Origin of the sequence: Ulvibacterium sp., from assembly GCF_028285715.1 — a bacterium.
Taxonomy (GTDB): Bacteria; Bacteroidota; Bacteroidia; order Flavobacteriales; family Flavobacteriaceae; genus Ulvibacterium.
The window spans coordinates 21,775-45,064 of record NZ_JANQOO010000033.1 but is presented as its reverse complement, the minus strand read 5'-3'; the positions used below and the strand labels follow the sequence as shown (position 1 = coordinate 45,064).

General features: G+C 38.9%; 19 protein-coding genes. 10 read left to right on the top strand and 9 right to left on the bottom strand.

Features of this window, described 5'->3' with window-relative positions; translation table 11 throughout:
• From Q0993_RS17900 to nrfH, 9 genes are all read right to left on the bottom strand, one after another.
• A partial coding sequence (locus tag Q0993_RS17900) for a Crp/Fnr family transcriptional regulator (RefSeq protein ID WP_299535675.1) occupies positions 1 to 575 on the bottom strand: 575 nt, incomplete at its 3' end.
• 409 nt (positions 576 to 984) lie between these two features.
• Entirely contained in the window at positions 985 to 1,137 is a 153-nt protein-coding gene (locus Q0993_RS21940; RefSeq protein ID WP_367279646.1) for a hypothetical protein, read from the bottom strand.
• Complete coding sequence (locus Q0993_RS21935; protein ID WP_367279644.1) at positions 1,091 to 1,276, bottom strand: DUF4437 domain-containing protein; 186 nt, start codon at positions 1,274 to 1,276, stop codon at positions 1,091 to 1,093. The genes Q0993_RS21940 and Q0993_RS21935 overlap by 47 nt, the downstream gene beginning before the upstream one ends.
• Positions 1,277 to 1,579: 303 nt before the next feature.
• A complete protein-coding gene (locus Q0993_RS17895) occupies positions 1,580 to 1,939 on the bottom strand; it encodes a putative quinol monooxygenase (RefSeq protein ID WP_299535674.1) in 360 nt (119 codons plus the stop codon).
• Between the two features lie 12 nt (positions 1,940 to 1,951).
• Complete coding sequence (locus Q0993_RS17890) at positions 1,952 to 2,431, bottom strand: Dps family protein (protein ID WP_299535673.1); 480 nt, start codon at positions 2,429 to 2,431, stop codon at positions 1,952 to 1,954.
• 496 nt (positions 2,432 to 2,927) lie between these two features.
• Positions 2,928 to 3,791 (bottom strand): alpha/beta hydrolase, encoded by an 864-nt coding sequence (locus Q0993_RS17885; RefSeq protein ID WP_299535672.1) that lies wholly within the window; start codon positions 3,789 to 3,791, stop codon positions 2,928 to 2,930.
• Positions 3,792 to 4,496: 705 nt separating this feature from the next.
• Positions 4,497 to 7,646, bottom strand: coding sequence for a cytochrome c biogenesis protein CcsA (gene ccsA / locus Q0993_RS17880; protein ID WP_299535671.1), 3,150 nt, complete (start codon positions 7,644 to 7,646; stop codon positions 4,497 to 4,499).
• A 31-nt stretch (positions 7,647 to 7,677) separates the two neighbouring features.
• Positions 7,678 to 9,177: an ammonia-forming cytochrome c nitrite reductase gene (gene nrfA, locus Q0993_RS17875; protein WP_299535669.1), complete on the bottom strand. Its 1,500-nt coding sequence runs from the start codon at positions 9,175 to 9,177 to the stop codon at positions 7,678 to 7,680.
• A gap of 11 nt (positions 9,178 to 9,188) precedes the next feature.
• A complete protein-coding gene (nrfH, locus tag Q0993_RS17870) occupies positions 9,189 to 9,791 on the bottom strand; it encodes a cytochrome c nitrite reductase small subunit (RefSeq protein WP_299535667.1) in 603 nt (200 codons plus the stop codon).
• A gap of 313 nt (positions 9,792 to 10,104) precedes the next feature.
• Between nrfH and Q0993_RS17865 the strand changes: the two genes are divergently transcribed.
• The 10 genes from Q0993_RS17865 to Q0993_RS17820 all read left to right on the top strand — a co-directional run bounded on the left by Q0993_RS17865 (position 10,105) and on the right by Q0993_RS17820 (position 23,194).
• Positions 10,105 to 11,448 carry a TolC family protein gene (locus Q0993_RS17865; RefSeq protein WP_299535665.1) on the top strand — a complete coding sequence of 448 codons (1,344 nt, stop codon included), beginning with the start codon at positions 10,105 to 10,107 and terminating at the stop codon, positions 11,446 to 11,448.
• 10 nt (positions 11,449 to 11,458) lie between these two features.
• Complete coding sequence (locus tag Q0993_RS17860; RefSeq protein ID WP_299535663.1) at positions 11,459 to 12,451, top strand: efflux RND transporter periplasmic adaptor subunit; 993 nt, start codon at positions 11,459 to 11,461, stop codon at positions 12,449 to 12,451.
• 5 nt (positions 12,452 to 12,456) lie between these two features.
• Positions 12,457 to 13,626, top strand: coding sequence for an ABC transporter permease (locus Q0993_RS17855; protein ID WP_299535660.1), 1,170 nt, complete (start codon positions 12,457 to 12,459; stop codon positions 13,624 to 13,626).
• A 1-nt stretch (position 13,627) separates the two neighbouring features.
• Positions 13,628 to 14,851 carry an ABC transporter permease gene (locus tag Q0993_RS17850; protein ID WP_299535657.1) on the top strand — a complete coding sequence of 408 codons (1,224 nt, stop codon included), beginning with the start codon at positions 13,628 to 13,630 and terminating at the stop codon, positions 14,849 to 14,851.
• Between the two features lie 558 nt (positions 14,852 to 15,409).
• A complete protein-coding gene (locus Q0993_RS17845) occupies positions 15,410 to 15,844 on the top strand; it encodes a hypothetical protein (RefSeq protein ID WP_299535655.1) in 435 nt (144 codons plus the stop codon).
• Between the two features lie 188 nt (positions 15,845 to 16,032).
• Entirely contained in the window at positions 16,033 to 16,860 is an 828-nt protein-coding gene (locus Q0993_RS17840; protein WP_299535652.1) for a universal stress protein, read from the top strand.
• A gap of 93 nt (positions 16,861 to 16,953) precedes the next feature.
• Complete coding sequence (locus Q0993_RS17835) at positions 16,954 to 17,520, top strand: HdeD family acid-resistance protein (RefSeq protein ID WP_299535650.1); 567 nt, start codon at positions 16,954 to 16,956, stop codon at positions 17,518 to 17,520.
• Positions 17,521 to 18,630 (top strand): DUF6051 family protein, encoded by a 1,110-nt coding sequence (locus Q0993_RS17830; protein ID WP_299535648.1) that lies wholly within the window; start codon positions 17,521 to 17,523, stop codon positions 18,628 to 18,630.
• Between the two features lie 148 nt (positions 18,631 to 18,778).
• Positions 18,779 to 20,200: a cardiolipin synthase gene (cls, locus tag Q0993_RS17825; protein WP_299535645.1), complete on the top strand. Its 1,422-nt coding sequence runs from the start codon at positions 18,779 to 18,781 to the stop codon at positions 20,198 to 20,200.
• Between the two features lie 1,686 nt (positions 20,201 to 21,886).
• Positions 21,887 to 23,194, top strand: a complete 1,308-nt coding sequence (locus Q0993_RS17820) for a mechanosensitive ion channel family protein (RefSeq protein WP_367279641.1) — start codon at positions 21,887 to 21,889, stop codon at positions 23,192 to 23,194.
• The last annotated feature ends 96 nt before the right edge of the window (positions 23,195 to 23,290 follow it).

Below are 23,290 nucleotides of genomic sequence, written 5' to 3'. Positions count from 1 at the left end.
TTTTTCCGTATCCTGCTCAGGCTTTGCTGGGTGACCCCCAAGTAGGAGGCAATATAGGAGAGCTTGGTCCTATGAAAAATACCAGGATATTGTTTGATGAGTTGCAAATATCGGTACTCCGCGGATTCCGTGTGGATGCTCATCACCCTCCTGCTTAACAATATGGTGAAATCGACGATGAGCTTTCGGTATAGGGTATCGAAGCCAGGGACATTTCTGGAGGCGGTTTTTAAATGGTCCCTAGTCACTAACAACAGTTCACAATCCTCCAGTGCCTCAAAATTTAGGATGTTCTCATTGTTGTTGAAAAAACTATCTGGAGAGGTTATCATCATATCCTGGGAGCTAAACCAATGCGTGACCTGATGGCCTTCACGATCATAGTAGAAAATGCGCATCAATCCACTGACGATGTAATAAAAATAACTGCATTTATGGCCCTGCTCAAGAAAAACATTGCCCTTCTTCACCCGTATGCTTTCAATATTAAGGTCAAGGGTATCAGCCCATTGGAGGATATCCTGAAGTTTGATATACTTATCCGTTCTAACCAAATTATATAGAAGAAAATACATTTAAATATAGCGAAAAACATTAATACCTTAGAAGTATTTGGGTATTTTATTTAGAGTAAGTGGCCATAAAGAAGCTTATTGTATAGAACTAAGAAAAAAAGTGAAGAACTGGACCATTTATTTTAACACTATCGTTGGTAAATGCATTTGAACAAAATAGTATAGGTTCTAGTTCTATTGAAAATCTTGGCGGTTATTTTAGTGCGAAATAAACTACTGGGATGTATAGATTTTATTTCCTGGATTGAAAAAATTCACAGTCAAACTGAATTGGAATTACAATGACCTAAAAGCATGCCCCAAAATTTGTGATATTTCAAGTAAATCATTTCAGTAATCAAACAAAAGACTTTTGTCGCTCAACTTTTATTGAAAATTTATTTCTGTCTTGCGATATTTATTAATTCAGTTAGTCGGTCACCCCAAACCTGACTATATTACTGACTGCAATAATATTATATTGCTCATCGTTCAAATAGAAATCGCTGGTAGGTTTGACGAAAAAGATGCTAGAATCAACATTGATATAAGCCAAGTTCTCTTCTTCTATTGCAGAAGTGATATGGATTTCTCTTCAAGGTTAGGTCAATAATTTGTGCGTAGCGGTAATCGTTATGAATTACATCTTTGATAACGGTAGTTATGTAGTCAACATTATGGATTTTAGGAGGCGATAAAAAGCTTGTGAGGAATTTGACCACAAACACACTTGTCACATTTTATTTTTGGTTTCCCTAAATTGCCCTTACCAATGAACTTTTTTCGACTTGGTCATGATTTCAAGTTTATTCAAAACGAATTCATATCTCAGAAAATTGATTTTCAAATCATTATAGTGATTTGGGATTGTTTTTTCTTGCCCAAACCAGGGTTCAATTGAGTGGAATAGCTATTTTTTCATCTTATTTTTGAAAGGACTAACTTTTACTAGGAGATCTTCAGTAAAAAATGATTGGAGATTTGGCCTGGATTATCGTTTCCGACCATTATCACTGAAAGAGGAATTATACAATATGAAACAATTCATTTATTGTAAACTCCTTAATGGCTCCACTGGTAGCCTTCATATATGACTTCATGTGTTTATTGTTCATATGTTTTTGCCATAAATCCTTGTTTTCCCAATTTTCAATAAGTAGGAAAAGATTATCGTTTTGGCTGTCTTGGTAAAGATTACAACTGATACAGCCTTTTTCCTTTCCCATGGACTCAATTAGTTTGGTTAATTCAGACTTTATTAACCCACGTCCGTTGGCCTTCGCAAAAACTCTGACCACTACAGTCAATTTTTTTTTCTCTTTAGTATGGGTGGGATAATATTTCTGATTTGTATACCCATATTCCATTGCTTCTAAAAAACTCATGATTAAAGGTTATTAATGTTCATTTAAATACGCAGAATACATCCATACCAATTTTTCTTGTTCACGGATGTAATCACTCATCATTGCGTTGGTGCCTTCATCATTCATTTCGTCAGACAATGATAAAATCTCTCTTTCCAAAGGCAAGAGAATCTCAAATCCTTCTAAAATCTTTTTGATAGCCTCATTACCTTTGCTAATATTTTTGGCTTCTTTTATGCTGGAGTCAGCCAAGTACTTGGAAAAGGTATGCGAGGGGCCATGACTCAAGGTCAGTACCCTTTCCGCAATCTCATCGATTTTGATTAATGAATCTGTGTAAAGTTCTTCAAATTTTAGGTGTAGTTCAAAAAAGGAATTCCCTTTAATGTTCCAGTGGAAGCTTCTGGCATTCATATAGAATAATTGATAGTTGGCCAAAAGAATATTCAGTTTTTCAGCCAACTCCCTTGAAGGCTGGTCTTGGAGCCCAATGTTGTTTAATACAGTCATGATATTCTATTTTTAAGATTATTTAAAGTTGTTTTGACTCAGAATTTGGTTCAAATTCTACAATACTTATCTAAAGTAAGTGCCAGTTTCTTGCAAAATTTGGTCCTACTTGTATCCTGCCTAATCGCTCATAAAACTGATAATGAAAGATTGCATAACATCTAACGATTCTGTCTAACACTTCTATGTAATGAATGTGCCTCATTTCCTTCATCAATTACTCCGTCTCACGGAATATAGGTAGACATATCTCTAAAGACTCTTCTCAAATCTTTTACCCTTATGAATAGGTTTATTGAAAAAAAACTCTAGAATCGAACTTGCCACAATTAGTTTTATGATTGCATTTCTATTATATATTAAGGATCTTTTTACTTATTATTTTATCTCAACGAACTATTTGGATACCTTGAAAGCTAATCTTTTATTTGATAGACCAAATTAGTGCGGAAGGACAGAGACATTTTTTCCCTGGGGTAAAATACATATCCTAGTATTACGTTTTTGCTAGCATTGAAATTAACTCCGTTATTTCAACGTATCTGTCCTCTTGGAGAAAGTGCTTGCCATTCAATTTGATAATCTTTTCCAACCCTAAAGCATTGCGCAAGGGCTCAGCATTTTCCTCAATGGTCAAACCTCTATCTTCCGTCCCCCAAATAATTTGTTTGGGTACGTTAAGATTTTTGAGTGCATTGATGTAAAGCACTTCCTTCTTCATCGTAGTTTCAAATCCCCTCATTATCTTAATAAAGGACCTCCCTTGATTGTTCCCTCTCAAGAATTTTGCATACGCTCGGGCTTCGTTAAAGCCAATCTTATCGCGATCAACGACCCCTTTCAAGTGCATGAGTTTTTTAAAACCAATGGCATTTGATGAATTTGCCAGAAGTTCGCCAACCCCCTTTTTTTCATACAGAAACATTGGAAATGGTTTTTTAAAACGGTGCAGATTTGCCAGTGGTGCATTCATTATAGTCACCGAAAGGATTCGATCGGGTATCTTGGCGATTACCTCGCAGCCAATTGGAGCACCAATATCGTGAAGTACGATGTGGAACTTTTTCAATCGGAGGTTGTCAATCAGTTTTAGCGACCATTTACCTAAATTGGTCCAGGTGTAGTCAAAATTCTCAGGCCTTTCCGATAGGCCTGTTCCCAAGAGGTCAAAAGCAATACCCCGGAATCCTTTAATAGCCAGTCCAGTCACAATATTCCGATAGAGATAAGAGGAAGCGGGTACCCCATGAAAGCACACTACTGGTTCTCCCGATCCTTGATCGTATACAAAAGCATTGGTTCCATCTACGTGGACGAATTTACCTGTAGCTAAGTGGTTCATTACTTCTATACTTTTCATGTCCTATTGATTTTATAGGCAATCCGGTTAGGATTATCTTGTTATTTGCAACAAAGTTCTCAAGATAATTTTTTGAAAGTCTTATCCTATGATAAAAAATGTTGATTATAGATAAAACTTTTTGTCACCATTTCTAAAAATCATTCATTGATTAATCAGTGAATGATTTTATTATATGCATTTTGAAGAGAAGTAGACTTATATACGAAATACTAGCTATTTGACGGCATAAAAAAATAATTTTCATTTAGGGAGATATTTCTCTATCATATTAACATAACAAAAAGTGAAATAATGTAATGGAAATCCATACGATTTCTGGTCATGGTCGTTTCAGCAGTAATTGTAACAAATCGTGTCAAAAAATATTTTCCTTAAAAATATGAAAAACCATAGAATAATTAAATCTGGTTTTCCATGATGCCCTTGTTACTGGGAAATTGATCTTATTGCATCGGTTTAACTTTGAAATAGATTCTGAAATGAACTTTAATCCATGCATATATGTCGCACTTTTTTATAATAAGTGTTGACGCGATTGAATATCAGCCTGGGCGTTCTCCATTTGCTGAAGGATTCTATCCAAACGTTCAATAATCTTTGTTGTTCCCTTTTATTTTAAATACATAGTTTATATTGTTCATAGGGGTTCGCTCAACTAATAAAGTGGTACTCCAAATATTTACACTTGTTTGTTTAAAACCCTTATTCAGCACATATCGTTTTTTCGCGCTTTTTCTTCCTTTTTATATATGCTAGGGTAGCTATAGCCAGTACTACTACCAATATCACATAGATAAATTTAGGAATGGGCAAAGGATCCCCAGCGGCATAACTATGCAATCCAGATAAATAGTAGTTCACTCCAAAAGAAGTCATTATTATGGAACCAAAAGCTATGACACTAGCTAGGTTTAATACGTAATCGGATCTAAGACTTGGAATAAAACGTAAATGCAATACAACGGCATACACGATAATGGAAATAAGGGCCCATGTTTCCTTAGGGTCCCATGCCCAATATCGCCCCCAGGATTCATTGGCCCAAACAGCCCCTAAAAAGGTGCCAACAGATAACACAAAAAGTCCAATGGTCATTGAAATTTCATTAATATAGGTCAGTTCCCGAATTTTAAGACCAATAGTCTTGTGTGTAGAGTCGGTCCTTAAAATCATCAGTATTAAGGCCATAAGACCAATAACCGCAGAAAGTGCAAGAGGAGCATAACTGCTTACGATGGTAGCTACATGTACTTTTAACCAGAAGGACTTAAGTACAGGCATTAAATTGGTGATTTCAGGGTTTAGCCAATCAAGATAGCTCACAAGAAGCAATGAACCAGAGAACAACGTAGCCAAGGGCAATGCAAAATCAGACTTTCGGAAGGTCATGAGTCCGCAAAGCATCAATACCCAAGCTACAAACACCAACATTTCGTAGCCGTTGCTCCAAGGAGCGTGCCCTGCCACAAACCAACGTAATAGAATGTTACCGCTAAATACAAGAAAACCCACAAGCACAACTAAAACCATGATGTTCCAAATGAGGATTAACAACCGGTTATTCTTGAATATCCTGACAAGGACCAAAACCAATAGTATAGATCCAATAGTAAAGAAGGCCTGAAATAACCAAAAGTTAAGGTTCATGGCATTGTACCATATTTCCGCCTCCCTTCTTTTTGTGCTGGGTATGATATGAGCCCCCAAAGTACTTTGATAAGTACTGATATATGAAAGCTTTTCAGAGGCTGCCTTCCAATTTCTCTCAATGATGTCCTCAAAGTAATTGGGCATGATGGTCTCAATAAACCTGGCATCCTCAGAAGGGAAATCCGAAAAGTGGTGATTATAACTGAACCAAGTATCATTCTCATCCAGACGATTTGGAAAAATTTTCAAATAATTTCCTGAAAAAATGTTAAACAAAATGTTGAAACGTTCATCTACCTTAAGTATCTCTTTATCAAATTCGCTTTGTTCAGCAGGCTTTTTGGCGTTAGCCTCCTGCACTTTTTTTGATAATACATATTCGCCTTTGAGGTCAATTAGATCATTGAAAGCAATCAGGCCTTCCTTGTTGACTTTTAGATTTTCGAAAAAGCCCCTTCCCTTTTTGACATCTATTTTAATAATCGGAATGTGTTGCCAGGCCTTAGGAGCCACATGCATTGTTAAAAACACTTGATTGGCATCCAACCTTATCTTTTGCTGCCCTAGTTCAAATTTGAAGTAGGGCCTACGCGACACCTTTCTTAAAAATTCGGATGCCAAGGTGTTTACTGGTTTAATGCGTCCATCTAAATCTTGGACCATTAAACGTCCAAATAGATCAGAATGTTGACGCTCCACTTGTTGTTGGGCAACCAAAACGTCTATGGGTATATCTTTTTGGGCAAAAGACGTCAATGAAAATAGGCCGATAATCAAGGTGGCCGATATTCGCTTTTTTGTTGCCTTGAGTTGACGCAATCTTTGATTGATCAATATAAACCTGGATTTTTTTCCGAACAACGTGAAGAACATACCTGTCATCATTAAAAAATAGCCAAGATAGGTGATATAAGTTCCGGCCACATCATGATTGACGGAAAGCACGGTTCCCTTTTCATCCGTATCGTAACTAGCTTGATAGAACCTGTATCCCCCATAGTCGAGGACGTTATTCATAAAAATACGGTAGGATGTTGCTCTTTCGTCCTCAACCACAACAACCTCGCTAGCATATGACGAGGGACTTTCGGAACCAGGATAGCGCTCCAATTGGAAATCCCTAAGTTTAATGAAAAACGGTAAGTCAATTGGTTTGGCCCCATAAGAGAGCTTCAAACCTAAACCATTTATGGAAACACCATGTGTGGGTGGAAGATGGCCTTCACGATAAAGTAGGGCTACTTCCTTTTGTATACCATTCCTTTCTACATTAACCAATAATACATCGTCTAAGGTCTTGTCATTTTGAAGATTGTTTTCACCTTTGGGAACCAATTCTATTCGCCCTTTGGGATGAAAGGAAAGAGGAATAAAAGAAATATCCCCTAAGCGGTATAGGTTTTTAAGCTTAATCGTTTGTAATGTATCCGCTTTGATTACTCCAGCACTTTGATCGGCCATGACAAAGAAATCCAAGGGTTCAGTGGAATGTATTTGGAATGTACCATTGGATTCGAACAGATTGATAAGATTGCTACCCTCTGCCTCAAATCCCAATTTCCGTTTAAACCTTCCAAGCTCTTCAATTTCCCCTTTCTTTAAAAAAAGGGTTTCCCTACCATTTCCGGTAGTTACTACCACTTTTAAAAGGGGATACCCATTCTCCTGATCTTCCACTATTTCCGGTCGCGCATCCGGAATGTACTTTCGGTAAGTAATTTTAACAGGGTGGTCTTTCCAATCGAATATCATGGAAAAATTGGTTCCCATTCCAGAGTAAAATGAAACAGGCGTTTCCCAATATTTGTTTATTCCTTTGTCTTCAAAATCCACCCGAAAATAGTTTTTATCCGAAATGATAATATTGGACGAAGATCCCTCCCGTATTCGCATGATTCCCCCATAGGAATGGTACCTAGTAATTCCAGCCCCAATTAGGATTATAATAAAGGACAAATGAAACAGTAGAATTGACCATTTTTCTTTGCGCCAAAGACGATATTTAAAGATATTGGCAATAAAACACAGCCCTAATCCTGCCATGACCAATTCGAACCAAATCGCATTGTATACTTTTGACCAAGCTGTACCTGTTCCGAAGTCATTTTCAATAAACGTGGCCGTGCCCATGGCCAATGCAAAAACAAGCAATAGTATTAGGGCTAATTGAGGGGAAGAGAAAAAACGATATAAAAATTTCATAGACAAATAACGGTAGTTTGGCAGTTTCCAACTACTTCTTATTCATACTGACCTCTTCTTCATCGGCATGTATTTCCCTTGCCTGGACCTCCTTAAGCCATTTAGGGAGCAGTGTTTTTTTGAACTCCTCTTTTTCCTGTGTCAGTTGCTCCATATCAAGCCCAATGAATTCTTGTGCTTTTCGCTTTGTGGTGATATCAGGAACAGGAACAGGCTCATTATGTCCCAAATCTGCCAAAAGTCGGGCTAATTTTATTCGAGCTTCCTGAGCAATGTTCATACCGCCCCCAATAACGCGTGCGGTCTCCACGGGCGAGTGAAAAGATGCGCCGTGGGCTGCCGCAGCATAGTCCCAACGCCATTGGGCGTGACGTATGTCTATCAAAATTTCTTTCATCTGTTCTTCAGTTGCTCCAAGTTCCCAAGCTTTTCCAGCCTCTATATGTGTTCGCACAAGAAGATCTTCCAGTTTTAGACGATTCTCAGTAGTTTTTCGTTGTCGCTCATATACATTCTCCATTAATTTAGCAGCTTCTTGACGATGGCAAACTTGACAGGAGTTGGCTATATTATTGAGGGGTGATTGAAGGTGATGATCAGTGAATTTTTGACCTCCCTCACTTTTGTAGGGCATATGACAATCAGCACAAGACACCCCTCGATCGGCGTGGACCCCTGTTAGGTAGGTTTCATATCCCGGATGCTGAGCCTTTAACATCGGAGCCCTACTAATCTTATGGGTCCAATCTGAAAAACCTAAATCGTCATAATATCCCTCCATTTCCTCAACTGACATGCCATCTTTCCATGGAAACACTAGATAAGGAATTCCTTCTTTTCCTGGTAGGTCTTTGTTAAAATAGTATTCCACGTGGCATTGCGCACAGACCAATGATCGCATTTCTTGGTGAGTGGCCTTATTGATGTCGCGGCCCATTGCATCAAAGGCTTCAACGAGAGCTGGTCGTGTTATATGAAGTTTCATACTTTTTGGGTCATGGCAATCAGCACAACCGATTGGATTGGTAACTTCAGGTCCTTTATCCGCCCATTTCCCACTATAAAATTCTGCTATACCATTTTCATCCATGAGTCTCGGGACGTCGGGACTTTTACAAGTCCAACATGTCGCTGGCATTGGACCATCGCCAGGACCTTTTGGCCCTCCAGTCCTCAACGAATTATGGATGTCTTCGACTGCATAATAATGCCCACGACCTTGATTATAGTCCTTGGCAAACCCATATCCCGCCCAAAGTACAACCAACCTAGGATCCTCTTCGAGCATATCCCTCATGGCAGAGCCTCCTTGATAAGAAGCGAAAGAGCTTTCAGAGGTCTGCAACCAAGACTGATATTCCTTAGGGTAATTTTCTCCCCAAACCTCATTCTTTACTTCGTTTTCCCCGATATCGACCTGAGGTACATACTTGTATTTTGCCTCACTTTTTCTATTTATAATACTAGATGCCAATAGCCCTAATAGGAAAACGACCACAATGGTTACGATAAACAATACCTTATTTTTCATCTCAATTGGATTTAGTTCATTTCCATTTCCAGTTGCAACCACTTGGGAATTATCATTTCCTCCGTATCTGTAGGTAGCGGAGCAATATTGTATCTTATGGTTGACATACCATGTACACTTCCATGGGGCACTTCTCTATGACAGCTCCAACACTGCCTTTCGGTTCTGTTAGTCCTATGGTTCTCGATAAACCCATCGTATTTCACTTGCGTTACCTGCTGTACGTGGCAACGTATACAGTTGTCTTGTACCACCTCTTGGGAACCTTTACGCATAAAAATGACCTCAGGCTCCATTCTGGCTGTGAATATTGAAGCATGATATAGCCCATCCATTGCTTTGAAAGAGTAGGCTTTGATTAGGTTATCATGAGGGACATGACAATCGTTGCATGAAACCAACTCCCGATGTGAACTGTGCATCCAGCTATTGTACACCGGAGTCATTACATGACAATTCACGCAGGCCTGGGGGTCATCAGAAAGATAAGATACAACTTCTCCCTCTTTAATAATAAATAAACCAAGACCTAAGATACTTGCAACCAGAACCACCGCCGTTGTGCGCCACTTGGAATCTTTTTTAGGCCAATATTTTCTTAGGAATCCTAGCATGTTCTGTTCCCCTTAAAGATAGCGAATTGTTAAGAAATGTTAATGGAATGGATGATTAAAAAAAGGTAATTGATACCAGAGGTATTTTTTAACCCTTAAGAGATTCAAAAAAATGAAGTTACACAAGGCCCAAGGAATATTGATATGATTCCTGCAATTCATGGGTAATACCCAATTTTAACATAAGGATTAATACTTTTTATCCTAGGGTAAATTTCTCTCCATGAGCTTATTATACCTTGCACTCGGATTAACCTCCAAAGTGTAAATCAACCTTGGTTTCCCTCCAAGGAAATCATGAAAATACAACCATATGAAACGTCAAATATCAAAATTGGTCCTACTACTGCTGATGTTTTTACCCTTAATACTGTCGGCCCAAGAACTTACCCTTACCACTGCCAAGAAATTGTTATTGCAGAACAACGGGGAATATAATGCTTCTGTCATTGAAGTTAATAGGTTACGGGAGGAAAAAAAAGTCAATGAAGGATTGTACTATCCCAGTTTGAGTATCTTGGGCAATTACTTACATCTTCAAGACGACATTAGTGTTGACCTTAATAATGAACGGGACTTACTCGCGGGATTATTGAACGTCCCTGACCCTAATGCGTTGGGGAATTGGAGGAGGGTGTTACAAGGAAAGGACTTCGCATTTGCAAGCGCAAGATTCCGATGGCCACTCTACACAGGTGGCAAAATCAATGCTGCCAACAAAGCCTCGGGCATCAGACTTGAAATCGGAGCGAAGCAGCAAGATATCAAAGAACGTGATTTGATGATCGAACTTATAAACTCCTATTATCGGACGAAATTGGCCCAAGAACTCTTAATCCTTCGTAAAGAGGTACTAAACACTGTAACCTTGCATAAAGACAGGGCTGATAAGTTTTTTGAAAATGGTATGATACCAGAGGTCGAGATATTGAATGCAAAAGTGGCCTACTCCAATGCCAATCGTGAGGTAGTAGCTGCAGAAAAAGATTATAATCTAGCAAAAACAGCTCTCCAAAACCTCATAGGCAATATCGCCATTGAGAATCTTTCTTCAACATTTCATATTCCTGAAGAACTGCCAACATTAGAGGAATTTCAGGAAATCATGATAACGCAAAGTCTCGGTTTGGATGTTCTGGAACAGAACAAAGTTCTTGCTGGAGTTAACATTAGGGCTGAAAAAAGTGCCTATTTGCCCTCCCTGGCTGCTATGGGCAGCTATCGATTTTACAATGAAAGTTTTGCGATTGGCCAAACCGACTGGTACGTAGGTCTCGGATTACAATGGAACCTTTTTGATGGTTTCCAGCGAGAACATAAAATCAAGGCGGCAAAAGAGATGAAATCACAGGTAGAAGCCTTAAAGTCACAGGCAGAATTGGGATTGATGACTCTTACGGAAAAACTATACCGTTCCATGGAAAAGCAATACGAGCTATCACAAAGCCTTGAGAACGACCAGAAATTAGCAGAAGAATTAATGTTCATGAGAAGAAGAGCGTTTGAAGAAGGAACGGGCACCTCACTGGAAGTAGTTGATGCAACACTCTTATTATCACAAGTACGCTTTCAAAAAATAATGAACCTCTACGATTACAGTGTCACAAAAGGTGAACTGATGGTTCGGATGGGTCAGATCGATAATTTTTTAAACTAAAATCAGCATCATGAAAAAATCTAATATGACTAGAACCGTGATAATCTCAGTGATTGTTATGACCTTACTTTTGGCAGTACTCTGGGTATTTCTAAAACCTAAGGAAGAAGTATATCAGGGACGGGTAGAAGCTCGAGAAGTATACCTTTCTGCAAAAATACCTTCCCGTCTCAAAACCTTGGAAGTAAAGGAAGGAACTTCCGTTCAAAGGGGTCAATTGCTGGTTACTTTGGAAAGCCCAGAAATTGATGCCAAAGAGCAGCAAGCAGCTGCTGCGAGGGATGCTGCAATGGCACTTAAGAGCAAAGCATTAAAAGGGGCTAGAGATGAAGAAATCAATACGGCAAAGAGCGTATATGAAAAAGCCAAGGCGGCATCCGAGGTAATGCTGAAGACCTACAAACGTATCGAAACTCTTTATAAGGACGGAGTAGTTTCTGAACAACAGCGCGATGAAATATTTGCTAAAAAGGAAGCAGCATTGAGAGATGAACAAGTGGCTCATAACCGTTACATTATTTCGACCAAAGCCACTCGGAGCGAAGATTTGGCTGCTGCCCGCGCCAATGAAGCAAGGGCAAAAAGTGCGTGGGAAGAGGTTCTGGTCTATCAAGGTGAGCGTAAAATAGTCTCGAATATTGATGGCGAAGTATTGGAATTCCTACCCGAAGAAGGAGAGTTGATAGGTGCTGGTTTTCCTGTTGTACATCTAGTGGATTTACAGGATGCCCATGCCGTTCTTAATATTAAGGAAACCCTATTGCACAAATTCAAGAAAGGAGAGGAATTTACGGCTACTGTCCCGGCTTTAGGCAATAAGAAACTCACTTTTAAAATTTACTATATCTCTGCCCTTGGTGATTTTGCTACCTGGAATGCTACGAAAACCACAGGTGAATTCGATGTTAGGACTTTTGAAATAAAAGCCCAACCATTGGAAGATGAACATGGCCTACGACCTGGGATGAGCGTTTTAGTTGACGGAAAACAATTTGCCAACTGATTCAAATGAGCGGCTTTACCAACATATTCAAAAATGAAGTGGCGGACACCCTGGGCAACAGGACCCTAATAATCTTTACGGTGGCTTTGCCGTTCGTAATGTCTTTTTTCTTTAAAGGGTTTATGGATACAGGGGTAGTAAGGGATATTCCCATCGCGGTAGTAGATTATGATAATTCCGCCAGTTCGAGATTATTGCTCCAATATCTGGAGGCTACTCCACAACTTCATATCGCCCATAAAGTAGCTTCCATGGAAGAGGCAGAGTCTCTTATCAGAAAGACTGAGGTATATGGCCTGGTCATGGTTCCAAAATATTTTGATAGAGATTTAATGTTGGGAAGAAAACCCGTTGTCCTGAACGAATTCAATCAAAACCTTCTAGTACCGGGGGGGTTGGAAAGTAGTGCCGTGCGAAAGGCGGTCAATGCACTTTCCTTAAAGGTCCAGTCTTTGGTTAGACTCAACAATGGGGGAAACCCGCAGCGTTTGGAGGTTGCGTTGGAACCGGTACGATTGGATTCACATATCATTTCAAATCCATTCCTAAACTATAGATATTACTTCTTATCTGCATTCCTGCCTGTATTTCTTCAAATATTCGTGCTCTTGACCAGTATTTATGTCATTGGGCAAGATTTAAAGTATCAACGGGGAGCTCAGCTCATGGAAATGGGTAAAAACCATATACCAAGTATCATCTTTGGAAAATTGGCTCCTTATACCATATGGTTCTTTTTACTTGGCCTTGTAATGTTTCATAGCATGGCAACTTTTTTGGAACTGCCCATAAATGGAAGCAGACCAATGTTGTTGTTGACTTTGTTGCTCTTTATTCTTTCTGGACAAGCCTATGCGTTCTTCTTAGCTGTGGCTTTACCAGATATACGTTCAGCAATGACTATGGGAAACGCCATAGCGGCTCTATCACTGACCATGTCCGGATTTTCATTTCCGTTAATGAGTATGCTGCCCTTTTTTCAGTGGGCGGGCCAAATATTTCCTTTTACACAATTCCTCGGAATATTCAAGGATTTAACCGTTAGGGGCACACCTTCATTTTATGTGCTCCCCGAAATAGGAATATTACTTATCATGATTATTGTACCTATTACCTTTGGAAAGCCCATATATCGTAAACGTTTAATCCAGGGAGGATACCCCATCAAAGAATGATATGAGACAGGATAAACAACATATCCAAAACTTTAAGACCCTATTCACACAGGCCTTCAAAAATGAATGGAAAGCTATTTCTTCTGATAGGACCGTTGTGTCCGTCTTTGTTTCAATGGGGCTTTTACTTTTGGTTGGGTATTCATTGATTTATGGGGAAGAAGTGGTTCATGATGTCCCCATTGCTATCATCGATCAGGATAACTCTCGGTCAAGCAGGGAATTTATCAATATGGTAGAACTTAACCAAAGTGCAAAGATCATTAGAGGATTTACGACCTTGGAAGATGCCAAGCCTGATTTTTATGCAAATAAGGTCTATGGGCTATTGGTGGTTCCCAAGAACTTTGAAAAAGATCTTCTTACCAACAGGCAGACCATAGTATCGATTTATTCGGATGCCTCCAATTTCGTTCTTTACAGAGCTGTCCAGGGAGCAGTCGTCACCGCTCAGGGGTACTATAATGGAGGTATAAAAGTCAAAAGGGCAATAGCTTCTGGTGACAGTGTGGCAGCAGTTTCGCCTATATCGTTAATTTCCACTTCCCTATTTAACCCTTCAGCTGGTTACGGCATTTATTTGGTTCCCACAATTGCTTCATTGGCGTTGCAGCTCATTATTCTATTGGCCATAGGCATATTGGGGGGGGACAGCAATATCAAGTGGATTACGGCCATTGAGCAACATGTAATCAAACCTGGCGGATCGATGCCGATTCTATTCGGTAGGGCATGTCTTTACCTTGTTATTTTTCTTGTTATTTTTCCCATCCAGTATGGATTGATTTTCAGTTATTTTTCCTTCCCAATGCGTGCTTCCCTAGGTGCCGTCTATATTTTCAATTTACCCTACATCATCTCTTTGGTGTTTTTGGGAATCTTTATCAGTACATTTTTTAAAAGAAGTGAAGACGCCATTTTGTTCCTTTCGGTTCTGGTAATTCCCTCGCTGGTATTAACCGGATTGACTTATCCTTATGAAGGCTTTGTATTGTCATATAAGTACCTATCAGAACTCTTGCCTTCCACTTCAGGTACTAGGGGAATGATCAAACTGACACAAATGGGAGCGTCGTTTGAGGAAATCAAATTGGAATGGGCAAAATTATGGGTGCTTTCTTTGTTCTATTTCATATTGACAGTACTTCGAATTAGGTTCAAGGCCAGGAAATATGGGAGTTCAAAAAAATTTAGGAACCCTGAATCAAGCACAATAGTTAAATGAAACAATTTGGGATTATGAAACTTGCTGAGAAATTTAGTATCCTACCTCACCTATTGGACATGACAGTTTTGGCTCGTCTAAATGCCTAGGACTTCCCACCCCCAAACACTAGGTCTTCCCCCATGGAAATGCAGTGGACATAGCTGACGATTTTGGGTTCAAAGATGTTTTCTAGAACTACCTACTTCCCGCAAAGGATAAATATACGGTAGTGTTCATGGGGGCCTCATCGATAGGCGGTTCTCAAATGGTAACTCAGCAAAAGATTCCCTCAGACTTGATGCCCTCCTAAGACCATTTCCGCAAATTGTAAATTTGGAAGTCATTTTAGTGCCCGGGGACAGAGATTGGGTCAATTCTGGGAAAGAAGGACAAAATAGTGTGAGGAAGTTGGAAAGACTCATTAAAAGCATGGGCTTTCAAAATGTTAAATGGACCATTGGAAAAAGGATTTCCTGGACCGGACCTTATTGAAATCAATGGTTATTTAATTTTAGTATACATCAATACCCGTTGGTAGAACTATTCCCATAAAAAACCTACGGCCGCCACCGCTGAGTGCAAGTATGGTACAGAAAGGGATTTTTTAATCGAATTAGAAAATCTGATGAAGACATCAAGGGAAAAAACATTTTGGTCACCGGGCATTTTTCCTTGGAATCCATGGTAGAATATGGAGGGTGCTTTCCACTTAAGAGGCATCTGTCCCCACCTGTTGCTGCAAGTTTCAAAGTTGCATTCCATCAAAATATTGAGACCGCAGAAGACATTTCCAATGAGCGATTCGATAGTATTCGAAGCAGCATTCGCGACATAATCAAAAGAAAGGCTTTCACCATATATGCGGATGGTCATGGACGAAATCTCCAAATCTTAGGAACGAGCGATAATTTTGCAATCAATGTACTGACGCTTCTTAGAGTGAAGGTCTTGGACATCCTTCTTGGAATTGTTTCTGCCTTTAAATACCTTCAATTAGAATTGTTCACATAAATCATTGAAAGTGAACTAACCAAATAATGAAGGGGTTTTCTTTTAGAAGCCATAGGCATTATTTACCATAGGTTAACTAGGAAGCGGGAAAACTATCCTACATTAGCATTATAGAATTAAAATAGAAGTGGGCGAGACCAGATGGACTCAAACCACAACGACCATTCAATAACGATAAAACATTTATCATGAAAGTATCCGTACCATTCGATTTTTCAAAAGAAGCAGTAAACGCCTTAAAATTGGGCAAACAATTGGCAACTAATTTGGGTTTGAATCTCAAATTAATACATTCCCTAGGATTGGAAGACTATCCCTATTACAAAACCGAGGAAGCCGATCGTTTGAAAGAAATTGTTTTTGCCAACGCGAAATCCGAAGTTAACAAAGCCCTTGAGGAAGTGTCAATAAATCCCAATGATATTGAAATCAGCATTAAGGATGGCCGCCCGGCCCCTTTAATTATAAGCACCTCACAAGAACGAGAAGTACTATTTACCGTAATCGGTCGGAAGGCAAGTAAAGTTCCCCAACAGGTCGGATCTACTACGCGTGACATTATGAGATATGCAACTGGGTCTGTCTTAAGTACCAGAAAAGAAACAAATTTTGATGATATAAAGAATATCCTGTTCATCACAGATTTCGATAATACACCGATAACGGCCGTCGGCAATCTTAGAAAGATTCAGGAAATCAACAATGCAAAACTGAAGGTTCTTTATGTTAATACCAAGGATGTTTGGCAATCTACTCATGAAACCATGGATCAATGGAAGGAATTTTGCAAAATCCACAACCTTACGGATACGGAGCTTGAAATTATTAATGATGAGAGTATGGAAAAAGGGGTACTCTATCATATGAGGAATAATCCTGTGGACCTTGTGGCCATTAAAATACAACGCTCCTATGGAAAACTGGATTTATTTGATTCCCATTTAAGTGCCGAACGCATTATGGATCACACGGATATACCCGTTTTGACCTATGCCAAGGACGCCTATGCGAGATAGTCGGTATTCTGTGAACTAGCAAATTTTATTTTGAAAAAAAAGAGAAGCCGAAAACTTTATAGAGTAGGCAAAACCACAATAAATATAAATGACATGAATGCAGAACTATTAACTTCAACAGAAAAAGCGGTTAAACAATGGTATATACCCTTTATGGTAGGTGTACTATTTTTAGCCTTGGGTGTTTACACCATGGTAATGCCCTTAGAATCATATCTTGCACTCATAGTACTTTTCAGCATATCTTTTCTGATATCGGGTATCTTTGAGGTCGTATTTGCGGTTTCCAATCGTGACCAAATAAGAAATTGGGGCTGGTCCCTTGTATTTGGCATTTTATCCGTGGGCATAGGCGCATTATTAATAGTTCGTCCAGATATCTCGGCACTGACCCTGCCCATTTATGTTGGATTCCTAGTATTTTTTAGATCCTTGGGAGCTATAGGAATTTCGATAGACCTCAAGAGTATTGGAATTTTGGATTGGGGCAACTTAATGGTATTTGGAGTCCTAGGGTTAATATTTTCGTTCTTACTTTTATGGAATCCACTTTTCGCAGGTTTTACAATCGTGGTCTGGACAGCATTGGCATTAATGACCATTGGGATATTCTGGATTTATTTTTCAACCAAATTGAAGAAGCTTAAAAAAACAACTTAAGTGTCACCAGCAATTCGAAAAATACGTCCGATTAATAATGAAATCGAAATAAAACGATTCCAATTTGAATCGACTCCTTCAAAAGGGTCGATCAAGGCATCATTTGCCAACGAAGGTGATGTTGAGTTTCAGGATATGGCAATTGCAGAGAACAATTTGTTTTATTATTCTATAGTTAGCCCAAAGGAAACGCTAATTGCCAAAAAAGTAATTTTCCTTTTTCATGGACTAAACGAAAAGAGTTGGAAGAAATATCTACCTTGGGCAGAGATGATTAGTGAGGGTACCGGGAGTTCCGTGGTTCTATTTCCCATCGCCTTCCATATGCAACGTGTTCCACGCCAATGGAAGGACCGAGAAAATATGGAGGTACTCAGCAGAATTAGGAAGAGAACAAATCCCGGTATCCATACTTCTTCACCGTACAATGCGTCACTTAGTGAAAGAATTGCTGAAAGGCCTCAGCGATTTATGGACTCGGGAATACGAACCTATAACGATGTGATTCGATTTATTGAGACCTGCAAAGATGGCCAACATTCATTCATTCACAAGGATTTTACCTTTAATATCTTCGCCTACTCCATAGGGGGTTACTTGGCACAAATGCTAAAGTTCACCAACTACCAGGGATATTTTACGCACACCAAAGTCTGTTTATTTTGCAGTGGGAGTACCTTGGATAGTGCAGCACCCATTTCAAAATTTATTTTGGATAGTAGTGCGGAGGATAAGCTACGGGATTATTTTAAAGGTGGGGAGGTCAATGATATCATCCTATCCTCTGAACACCAGAGAATGGATGAAATGGTCTTACGTTCATTTTACCAATATAATCATATGCGGGGATTTAGGGAGGCACATATCAAAGCACATTGCGATTACTTATATGTCATCGCCCTAAAAAAGGATGATGTCATTCCGGCGGATGCCGTAGTGCGAACAATGGGGGGTCAGGAAGGTAATTTAGGAATTAAGGTAGATGTGCTCGATTTTGAACGTGACTATACACATGAAATCCCTTTTTCGTTAAACCATGATCCCATGGACGGCAATGACGAGGATATGGTAGTGGTTTTTAACAAGGTCAATAACTTTTTTAATTCCTAAAGCCTTGTTAGGTATTATTCATTAGCTTTTATTTTAAATTGGTAGAGAACGAACATTTAAAATGCCATTTTTTGAGTTCTTACGGCATCCTTTACTTTTCTTATTTTTAACCAGGACTATTATAGATTTGGACTTTTTTCCTTACATAATGCTTTATATCGCGGCCTTTGTCACCATTGTGATTATCATTCGCAATACCGAATCAACTTCTAAGGCATTGGCCTACACTTTCTTGGTCATTCTCTATCCTGTTTTAGGAATGATCATCTATTTCTCTCTGGGGATAAATTATAGGTCCCGGAAGATTTATAGTAAGAAGCTGGTAGTGGACAATAATTCTTTTCCTGAATTGGAAGTCCGACTTGGTAAATTTTCAGAAGAGATGCTCCTTAAAAATAGAGAGCATTTGAAGCATTTCTTTCGACTCGCACATCTTAAGAACTTAGAAAACCTATTAACTGTACGTAACTCAACAGATCTTTTGATTAACGGAGAACAGAAATTTGAGGAGGTCCTGCAATCTTTGAAAACCGCAAAACATCATATACATATTGAATACTATATCTACGAAGAAATAGGTATTGGTCAGGAAATAGCAGAAATACTGAAAACAAAGGCGGAGGAAGGTGTCCAAGTTAGATTCATTTACGACGATTTTGGTAGTCAAGGAATAAGCCGTGGTTTTGTTCGGTCACTAAAAAAATCGGGAGTGGAAGTTTTCCCATTTTATAAACTATGGTGGCATTTGTTCACGACCCGAATAAATTACAGAAACCATCGCAAAATAATTGTGGTGGACGGAACGGTAGGCTATGTAGGAGGTATAAACGTCTCCGATAGGTATGTTAATACAAATGAAAACTACGGATTTTGGCGGGACACCCATTTAAGGATTGAGGGTAGTGCTGTGCTCTTGCTTCAACGGGTGTTCTTAGCGGATTGGAACTTTTGCTCCGATCAGAACATTGGGGTAAGCCCCGATTTTTTCCCAAGGATTGACCTGTCCAAAGAACCTGTAAGCCGACAAATCGTTCAAATAGTTGCCAGTGGTCCTGATTCTGACCATCCTGATATTATGTATTCTATGATGCAGGCGATTATCTTGGCCAAAGAAGAAGTATTGATTACTACACCCTATTTTGTGCCTGAAAAGGGTATCATCAATGCCCTTAAAATAGCAAAACTGAGCGGGGTCAAAGTTAAGTTATTGGTTCCTGGAAAGTCAGATTCAAAGGTGGTAAATATCGTTTCAAAATCATTTTATGGGGAACTTCTTGACATTGGGGTTGAAATTTATCGCTATGAAAAAGGGTTTGTACATGCTAAAACGATGGTCTGTGACAACTTGCTCTCAATGATAGGGACCGCAAATTTTGACCAAAGGAGCTTTGAGCTTAATTTTGAGATTAATGCCTTGATTTTCGATGAAGCCTTTTCAAGTAAGTTGAGGGGTGCTTTTTATAAGGACCTTCAAGGTGCCAAAAGGATTTCTCGAGAAAAATGGGAAAAGCGTAGTCACATCAGCAAAATTGCGGAACGTACACTTCGGCTTTTTGCCCCTTTGATTTAAGAGAGGATTTACGGAAACCATTTTCCTAAAGTTTTTTTGCCGTCACATTGAGATTGCTAAGAAAAAACTGATAGAATAGAGCTGAAATGGTAGATTTCACCGCTCGTAAAATGAGAATCCAATTAATTTTTGGAGGCTTCCATACAATACGAAAATAGCCGAACCAATGGTTAGGCCTCTAATAGTAATGGTCAATAACAATTGATTTACCAATCTATCCGATATCGAATTAGATTCAGTAAAATTGTTGAGTTGGTGATTTATGACTAGCTTTATTTTTCTAGTTTCTTTATCTATATACCAAATATTCAGAGAGGTATTCATCAGATAGTCGAAGCTCCTAAAACATGCCCGACAACTCGAAAGAAGGTGTTTGGGCCCGGATAGCATTAGGGAGGATTTATAAATATGGGGACGAAAGTCCTTGGAAATATTGAATTCAGGATCCAGTTAAGCTCAATCCCGAACATAAATATTCCATGGATACTGATTGAGAAATAATGGGGAGAACGATTTGGTTGTCGGGAAGAATCATATTAAGGCGGTTAAGGACAGGTTTTAACTCAACCTTTTGGATTAGTGAATTTCCTGTTCCCCCCATGAAGAACTAAAGGTCTTTCTCAGGTTTTCGGCGGTTCTTGATGTCCGATTGGATTGCGATTTTTCCGGAACAAGAATCATTTTTCAAGAATCACGCTGGATAAATCCACCAATCACCCTCCTAAGGACTCCCAATTACCTGACTTTAAAAGACCCGTCATAACCAATCCTAAAACTCAACTTTCCAAGTTCTGGAATAACCCTGATATTTCCAGGATGCGAATCGGCGTGGAAGAGCCCTGGACCAATATCTGTTCCGTAAATTGATTTACTGCTACTCTTGCTAACGACATAGGGTTAATTTCATCCGCTTCAAAGCCATTGATTTCCGAAATCTTGATGTGTTGAGATACTCATTTTATACAAGGAAATAACCTTTCTGTTTATTTGCCAGTGACCTCAGATTGTATTTGAAAGACCTAGTTGCATACAATTGTAGAAACTAGTGAGGTCTAAGGTTATAATCTGTTTTTAGCATAAGTTAAATTTCGCATATTCGATTCTTTGTACCTTGCTATTGGAAATCGACATAACATACATAAGTTTTTCTCAAGCATTGTTACAGGTATATCGCTGGTAGAACAACTAAATAATACAAACTTTAAAATGGAAAATTTAATATGGAATATTAGATGTATTTTATACTTGGTATTTCTCATTTCATTGGCAAAGATGAAGGGGCTAGTGTTATTTTAAAATTCTTTCCAAAGACAGGGAAATTGGGACTATGGAAGCAAAAAATAGTAAATAGCTGCATCCAAATTGACATTAAGAGTATGGTAGCAAGAAAATGTCTAGAAGCTACTAAAGTGGATTATAGTCTGTAGAGTGGTGCACTTTCACAAAATTACATAAATACCTTGCTCAATGGAAACATACATTCCGATTCCGAGGTCAAAAAGAAGGCCGATGAATACGAACTCGTAAAAAATGAAACTCTCAAACTCATTGAAGGACCAAGAACAAATACTCGATCCATGCTCTATGTAAAAGAACCCAAATTGGCAGAAAATGTCTTTAAGGGATTAGATAGGATTTTGCATAGGGTGGACAAAAAGATTTGCGTCACTATGAACTTAAAAACCCATGAAACGACATCAAGTACAAGAAATCATCTATACAGATGAAGCAAAAAAATTGTTGAATAACATGCAAAGTATCGATATGACATATGAACGTTTATTTTACGATTATCTCCTAAAAAGAGGTATGGAACCGACCTCTGCATCCTATGTGAACATGTTGTTATTATTGGTTGCCGTTCTCTTGGCGGTTTCTGTCATTGATTTTATCCTAAACAAAATATTTCGGATGATTTCCGGTCGTATAGCAAAAAGGACAAAGACCAAGATGGATAATTTTTTTGTTGACCATAAGGTTCCCAGCTCATTGGCACATGTTATACCGTTGATACTTCTTTTCGAAACGTTGCCCATAATTTTCTATGACTTTGATTATTTGGACACGTTGGCTCAAAAAACCCTAATGATTTTAGGGGTTTTACTTGTCATAACGGTTATTAGAAAACTTTTGATGAGCCTTAGGGACTATTTAAGAACCTTACAGCGATTACAGGATAAACCTTTGGATAGTTACATCCAAGTAGTAATGATCTTTGTATGGATTCTTGGAATACTCACCATTTTTGCCATAATCACTGATACTACAATTTGGAAATTTTTTACAGCCTTGGGAGCAGCTTCCGCTGTTTTACTGTTGATTTTTAGGGATACCATACTCGGCTTGGTAGCCAGTATACAAGTGAGCATTAACGATATGGTTCGCATTGGGGATTGGATTGCTTTTGAGAAATACGGTGCCGATGGTTCGGTCATTGAAATCACTTTGGCCACGGTTAAAGTACAGAACTGGGATATGACAATTACTACGATACCGACTTATGCCCTGATTTCCGATTCTTTTAAGAATTGGAGGGGAATGCAAAATTCGGGGGGCAGACGGATTAAAAGAGCCATGCACGTAAGTCAAAAAAGCATAAGGTTTTTGACACCTCAGGATATGAATTCTATATCTAAAATCCCAATTATTCGAGAGTTTTTGGATTCCTTAGAATCTTTGGAAACTTTTGCACAAAATATTGCAAATGACCCCATGAATGACTTGGCCCTTAATGGTCCTATCAATATAGGTCTCTTTAGAAAGTACATACAGGGATACTTAGAGAGCAATTCTAAGATTAATCAAGAAATGACCCTTATGGTCCGTGTATTGGAGCCGACCACCCAGGGAGTGCCTGTTGAAGTCTATGCCTTTAGTGCTTCTAAGAAATGGGAAGAATACGAAACCCTTATGGCAGATATTTTTGATCATCTTATCGCTGTGCTACCCTTTTTCTATTTAGAGATATTTGAGCTGCCCACCTCCTTAAAATGAATCCTCTTGTTAGTTAACAGGAAGTGTGCTTTTATAGTATGCCATGGACAAATTGAAAATAGTAGAAATTCAAATTTTGTTTTTTTGGATATTTAT